Source organism: Sphaerospermopsis sp. FACHB-1194, assembly GCF_014696235.1.
GTDB classification, from domain to species: Bacteria; Cyanobacteriota; Cyanobacteriia; order Cyanobacteriales; family Nostocaceae; genus Sphaerospermopsis; species Sphaerospermopsis kisseleviana.
In genome coordinates this window covers 1-6,972 of sequence record NZ_JACJPU010000092.1, presented here as the reverse complement: position 1 = coordinate 6,972, position 6,972 = coordinate 1, and the positions used below count along the sequence as shown (strand labels likewise).

Sequence of the window (6,972 nt, the reverse complement as noted above, 5' to 3'; positions counted from 1 at the left end):
CCCAGATGATTTTTCGATTTATAAGTTTAAAGCTGCTGTATCCAAGATGTATTAAGGAGCGAGAAAAGATGACTAACATTTCTATCAAAGAAATTTCTAAACAACTAAGCATTGATGAGGATGTGATCAGGTTTGCTTTAGCGGATCGCTATCCTGACAATTACGAATCTATCAAAGAAATACCGTTAAGTGAATATGAGGTGATTGTTGAAAGTTTGAAACTTGCGGCTAGTCAGGGAATTAAGAAGCTATCAGGGACTAGTTTTGAAGATTGTGCGATCGCACAAATGGAAGAGTCAGATTTAACAAATGAAACTAAGGAGCAAATTTATAATGGTTGCATTAATTCTTTGGTTGACTTTTATGGCTCTTATCATTTATCAATTTTACAGATAAATGAAGCTCTTGCTTATGTTTCAGCCCAAAAAACAGTTAATGATTTTGTAACGATTCATTCTGAAACTGTTAGGAATGGGTTAGAAAGTTACTTAGATGATTTTGCTAATCAAGCGAGCGAAGCGGCTCAGTTGATTATGGCTACCGATGCTAATGAATTTCTCGCGAATAGAGGAATTAACCCACAAGGGAAAAAAAAGTCCATAGCAACAATGAAGGCTTTAGAAACATCGAAGGCAATATTTTCGCTGCTGAAAAGTTAAATTTCCTTAGCTATAAGGTAGCTTTGGTAGATTCTCGCTACCTTATGGCACTTTCGTTTATTAAGTCAGAGAGAGAGAAAAAAATCATGATTGAGTTATGCACTTACACCGGAATAGCTACATTAAGTTTATTGTTTGGTTTAGCTGCTGCTATTAATCCTTTAGGGGCGGGTTTGATTGGTTTAGGAGTTTATTCTTATGCAGTCCAAAAAAGATAATTTACCTGTTCCTGCGAGAGAATATAAAGCAGTTTTGATCAAGCCGTGGTTGGTTTTGATTTTGGTTTTTGTACCGTGTTTTTTAGGCAACTACTTGGGTCATTCGATGAGGAATTATTATGAGGTTAACTTCGCAAACAATAACAAATAAAAAAACCAGATCACGCGCTGATCCGGCTAATAAAGGTAGAACGATAATTTTTTTAAGGATGTCCATATTATGATAGCAAATAAAGCAGATATTGTCAAATCAGATAATGCTAATTTGATTAGTGAAACTAGGGTAAATTCTCCGGTTGATCATCATCGACAATATGACGATAGGCAAGCTTACAGGTCTATTGTTGGCAAGGATTACGCTAGTGATTTTTTGATCGGAATAGGACAAACTGCTTTTTTGGCGGGTTGTCAGGTTGTTACAAGTCAGTATTTATTATCTATTGGGGCAGTTGGTTTGTATCCGGTGGTTGTTTCTTTAATTCCGGTGGTTGGGTCTGGACTTGTGACGTTAACTAATTTTACGTTCCCTTCGACACTTCGGCTTCGCACTTCGGCTTCGCTCAGTACAAGCTCAGTACAAGCTTCGCTCCCTTCGACTTCGCTCAGGGAACGGGAACGGGCTTCGCTCCCTTCGACTTCGCTCAGGGAACGGGAATGGGTGCAAATAGAGGATAAGCATAAGTTGCCTATTCAGGTGTTAAGGACATTGACGTTATCAGCTAACGCAGGGAAGATATCTTTTGATTTGTATCAGATCGATACATTAGCCAAAAATAGTTTTGACGTAGTGGTGAAACAGGAACGGGAATATAGGAACTTGCCAGACCCGCAAGATAATAATTTCTTTGTGGTGTTTTTAGCGTTGTTTTTGGTTTTCTTTGGAGCGATAACGCTAAGGAAGAAATAGACACGGTTCTATTTTGGGCGTTTTTGGTTAATTTCTTCCTTTATTTCTGGTTTTTGAAGGTTTTTAGTTTCTAACCTTTACCTCTATTTTGGCAAGTTTTGGCTAATTTCTTCCTTTATCTCTGGTTTTTGAGGGTTTTCTGTTTTTAACCCGAACCTCTAGTTATATAACTCTTGCTTATAGCTACCCTGCCCCTCTGGTAATTTTGCACCAGGCTGAAACTTATGTATAGTAAGGCTTTGAGCCTGGGACAAGCTACATTAAGAAAACTTATCAATTGGGTGTTGTATAAGTTTTGGTTATGTTGTTTTGTTCCTCTGGGTAGTTTTCATTAATCCTCAATAATGCAGTGTAGGCAAGGGTTTACAGTTCCCCACGGTTTGATAAAACTAACTTGGCGCTAGTTAAGGAAATCTTATGTATTCGCGGGTTATTTAATCGTTCGACATTGAGTTCGACATGGAGTAAGGTGCAAAATGTCGAAGTGCTTATATAGTAAGGGTTTCAGTTCGACTAGGGTTTCGTTCGACACCAATTAATAAGTTTTTTGGATTGATTGATTAATAAGTTAATATTCCTCAAAATGCTTGCTATATAAGGCTTTATCGAATGGTACGGGTTACTTTACGCAATTAGTAGAACTTATTAATTAATCAATTGATAAGTTTAAGTTATAGCTGATGGATGGCTCAAAGTCCTTACTATAACTAGGTTATAGCGTATTTAACGCTGATTATTGGATGTATCAAAACTTATGAATCAACTAAGGAGCTACAAAAATGCACAAGCAAACACGCTATGAAAAATTAAATCTGGAATTTGCTAGTTTTGGGTTAGGGGCGATCTCACTAACGTTAGCTTTGTTAGCATCAATAGGGAATGGAATTGGCAAGAGAGAGATTTGTTTTAGTCCCAAGGGCGAAAGTTGCAAATTAACAAAGATAGCTACCATACCCGATCCTTATTTTGTGGCTAATCAACATAAATCATCAAATCCAGATTTTAACAGTTATGCTTTTTTATCTAGCGATAATTTGACAACAGTTAGAAGAATTAAAGCAGATAACCCAAATAAGCTAAATCTGGGAATTGGTGCAATTTTATTTGGAGGTTTGACTGTAGGTGCAGCTGCAAAATTGCGAGAAAGTTTAAGCTACGTTAGACCTCATTATTTAGGTAGCTTAGAACTTAATAGCCATATTGCCGGATCCAATTTGGCAGTCGATAAGCAACTAATTGATTATTCTGCGAATGAGTTGCTTAAACATTTGAAACCGATCAAGTCTAGTGAAGCCAAACTTGAATTTTTAAGAAACATTACTCCGGTGCAAATAAATCTTTTATTGATGAGTATGGGTAAAGATGATTACCACGATTGGGGTTACTTGCTGGATGGTGGTAAGTCTTTTGATAAGTATGGAAGTTATGCGTTAGCACAATCGCAAGAATCAACTCAAACTACAGAATTAGTATTAGAAGATAATTCAACTGACTGGGTTAAGTCTTTTCTATCAACTACTTGCTTGATTTGGGGTAATCAGGGTAGTGGTAAATCTTGGTTAGCAAGATACTTGTTAAGAGAAAAATCCAATATGGGTTATCAAATTGTGGTTTTAGATCCTAACTCGAATGCTTATGAATGGCAGGGCGTGAGGCTTATTAACACACACTCAGAAATAGAAAACTATATGAGGGAATATGTTGAGGAGGTTATGGGAAGATATGAGGATTTTGGAAGATCAAATATATCTGAGGAGGAATGGCGGGCTAATCTATGGAAACAAGGTAAGGCTGTAAGTGTGCTATGTGAGGAGGTTTCTACTTATGCTGATTTTATTGAAGATAAGGAACTCATTAGTAAGTTTTTTAAAGTTGCGTTAACACTTTCTAGGAAACAAGAATTGCCTGTTATTTTTGTCGCGCATAACAATACCCAATCATGTTTAGGGAATATTAAAGGATTAGCCAATTTAATAGAACGTAGCCAACAAATTCAGCCTTTAGCAACTACTAACCCAACTACAAAACAACCTATATCATCGGGTACAGCTTTATTAAAAATAGAAAATTCTAATGATTGGGTTAAGGTTGCACTGCCAAAAATAACTGAAAAGATTAGAGTTTTTGGGGATTTGTTCCCTTCGACTTCGCTCCCTTCGACTTCGCTCAGGGAACGGGAACGGGAACGATTGGAAGAGTTATATAGCAAAAACATTGAGTTAAGTAACAATGCTAAAAACTTATTAGATTATCTACTTAGGACAAATAAAAAGCTAATTACAGCAGCTTATATTCAGCCCAATTTTAAAGTTAATGGGAATAGATTCAGCGCCGATCAGATTAGGTTATGGCTAAAAGAAATTGCTGACGCGGGTTATGGAGATTGGGACGGGAATGTTTTAAAGCTGCAAGGTTGATCAGTTAGGAGTCGTAAGGGGAGGGTATTTTAACAGTCCCCTCCTAAGTATTTTATTTAAGTTTTTAGGTAGCCTAGAAAACTATCGGTGACATTTTCCCATAATATAATAATAAGTTAAGGGTGAGTGAGGTTTTAGCGAAGTTTTTGGGAGGAACTAATTAAAGAATAGGGAGGGTTTGTTAAAAACCCATTCCCCAAAACCCCACAAAAAACACCCTTTAAATGTCTTTACCTAGTTTCAATAACAGAATCATCGTTAAATGTTTTTAACAGTCCTTAGATTGGATTTTAAAGGCAACTTTAGAAAATACCGTATAGTTCCCTGATTTAGCCCTGGTAAAATCCTTAAAATTGCTGAAACCTTTACAGCATAAGGTTTTTAAGGTTTAATACTTAAACATTTTAGTTATTTATTTATCTTAAAAAATTGTAAGTATGTCAGCTACTGAGTTTTTTAAGCTACTAAAATTTTGTAAGTGATTTTTGATTAATTTGGTAGATTAATTTGTATAAATAAAATCAGGGATTTTACCGTATTTAGCTAAAACCCTTACAGTGCAAGGTTTCCAAGGTTTACTACTTAGTATACTTAGTTAGTTAACTTACAATTTAAATCCTAAGTGCAGTATACGGATAGTAGCTTAAAATTTAAGTAGTTTGTTTTATACCTCTCAAATTGTAAGTAGTGATTGGGGACTGTTTTTTTATCGTCTAGGCTTCGGCCAGGCTTAAACCCTTATGGTGTAAAGCTTTGAGTCCATTTCTAAGTACAGATTTCAGCCAGGTATAAAAAAAATAACCCGACACATAGCCGGGTCATCTTCTATTCCTTACCTAGTTGATCACACTAATGACAGTCCATAGCTTATTAGTTTGTCTGGGAATTGCGATCTTAATTTGGCATATATGTTCACATCGAAAATTAAACTTTCTTCATTCACTGAATATATTTTTACTAAGGTTTGATAAGTTTTTTTGGAGGTTGGGTAATAGCAACATTCGTAGCCTTTAGCTAAGGACATATTAATATACTCATTGTCCGTTATTTTTATGAAGTTTTTATAATTAGCTAGTTGGTTTTTGATGGTTGCAATTTGGGCGTTATCTGTGTTGATTGGTTGGGCAAATTCTAACCAACCGCGTTGTATATTTATTTGGTTTTTTTTATCGTCAATTGTTAGCCTGAATGCCCAAGATTTGATGGTTTCAATTATTATTTCAGTTCTCATTTTTGCAACATCCTTGTTTCGTAGTATGTTTGTATTATAGCAATATTTTTGTTATAGTTGCAATTGGTTTGGGGTTGTTTGTGATGGTTGGGCGAAGCATTTGGAAGTTTATTTTTTGATCTTTTTTGTAGGTTATTGTCCAAATGCTTCGCCCCTACGCCCCTACGAATAGGTGTTTTAAGGTGTGGTTATTTATATTATTAGTTTTTTTGGTATAATAAGGCGAGAGTGATTGGTTAAATATATGAAATTAGTTAACACGCTACGGCAATTTATCGAAACTACGGATCAACGACGATTAGCTGAATATGTCAGGATAAATGGCACGGGTAAGGGTTATCAACCGTTTACCGCGTACCGTCTTGGCAAAGAAACAAAGATAAGCCTAAATACTATTTACAAGTTTCTAAATAATCCTGACGAGATACCTAGTAGCGTTAATTTGAAGAAAATATGTGAAACATATTTGATACAGCCTAACGAGATAATCGCGTTAGTTGATAAATAGCTGATTTTTGACGATAGATCGTTATATTTGCAACGGCTGGAATCCTTACGCTATAAGGGTTCTAATTTAGTGCTTGACATTAGATAATGTTCTCTTATTGATACAGTTTAGAACAGCTTTTTTCAATAAGATATCGGTATATCTGCAATACGAGAATAAGACGTTAATGGATTTAAAATAGTGAGTAGGTAGGGCGAAGTTGATTGATTTTTTTGAGGATAACCAGATGATCATTAATCCCGTTGCTATTCCCGTTAATGTCGATGTTGCGAAGTTGCCAAGTCTGGCTAGTGAATTGCCTAGATATAGGACTACGCATAAGTTTAATAAAAAAGATTTGATAGCTAGGGAGTGCGATCGCACAATATACCCATATAATGAAGGCATTGTTGTTCGGTGGAATGACAGTGTTATAGATCCGGTTAGGGGTAAAGCTATTAAAGACATTCGACAGTATCAGTTGAAACCGGGTATCTCTCATGATGAGTCTATTTTTAGTTCCGTTACTTTCGATTCTTGGCTATTTAAAAACTACGATTGGACAATAACAAAATTCTTTAGTCCTTATAGGGTAGATGATGCTAAAAACTTCGCTGCTAATAAAGCGATCATCGTCACTGAGGGGGAAAAAGATTGTGAGTCGTTGCGTCAACAGGGACTAGTCGCGTCAACATTTATGGCTAAATGTTGGGCGTTAGATGGGTTAAAGCATAACATACAAATGTTGCAAGATAACGGCATATCGTTGTTAGTTTTTTGGCCTGATGATGATTTAGAGGGTATCAAAAAAGCAGCTAAGGTTAGGTTAGCTAGTGCTATTGTTGGTATGCCTTGTTTGATTTTGAAACCTAGATTATTTTGGCGCGATCTGCCCCGATGGGAATGGAAACTTGTTAATGGTAAAGAAGAAAAAAACGGATCTGGTTTTGGCGCTGCTGACTATTTCCAAAATCATAATATTGATGAGTTTTTAGCGGCTATTAATAAGCAACATAAGCAAGCTATTCTTGATCACCAATTAGGGAAGATTAA

General features: G+C 36.0%; 6 protein-coding genes. 5 read left to right on the top strand and 1 reads right to left on the bottom strand.

The features are described from left to right. The 4 genes from H6F45_RS25780 to H6F45_RS25770 all read left to right on the top strand — a co-directional run. Window positions 1-659 (top strand): hypothetical protein (locus H6F45_RS25780; RefSeq protein WP_206754862.1); only part of this gene is annotated, 659 nt, incomplete at its 5' end. An 86-nt stretch (window positions 660-745) separates the two neighbouring features. Then, the gene (locus tag H6F45_RS27235) at window positions 746-877 is read left to right on the top strand and encodes a hypothetical protein (protein ID WP_277877038.1); all 132 of its coding nucleotides are present in this window, start codon (window positions 746-748) and stop codon (window positions 875-877) included. Window positions 878-1,097: 220 nt separating this feature from the next. Beyond that, a complete protein-coding gene (locus H6F45_RS25775; RefSeq protein WP_190348776.1) occupies window positions 1,098-1,784 on the top strand; it encodes a hypothetical protein in 687 nt (228 codons plus the stop codon). Window positions 1,785-2,563: 779 nt separating this feature from the next. Beyond that, the gene (locus H6F45_RS25770; RefSeq protein WP_190348775.1) at window positions 2,564-4,201 is read left to right on the top strand and encodes a DUF87 domain-containing protein; all 1,638 of its coding nucleotides are present in this window, start codon (window positions 2,564-2,566) and stop codon (window positions 4,199-4,201) included. Between the two features lie 844 nt (window positions 4,202-5,045). Here the strand turns inward: H6F45_RS25770 and H6F45_RS25765 are convergent. Then, the gene (locus H6F45_RS25765; RefSeq protein WP_190348774.1) at window positions 5,046-5,432 is read right to left on the bottom strand and encodes a hypothetical protein; all 387 of its coding nucleotides are present in this window, start codon (window positions 5,430-5,432) and stop codon (window positions 5,046-5,048) included. A 734-nt stretch (window positions 5,433-6,166) separates the two neighbouring features. Between H6F45_RS25765 and H6F45_RS25755 the strand changes: the two genes are divergently transcribed. Next, on the top strand, window positions 6,167-6,972 hold an 806-nt coding region (locus H6F45_RS25755), incomplete at its 3' end, for a toprim domain-containing protein (protein ID WP_190348772.1).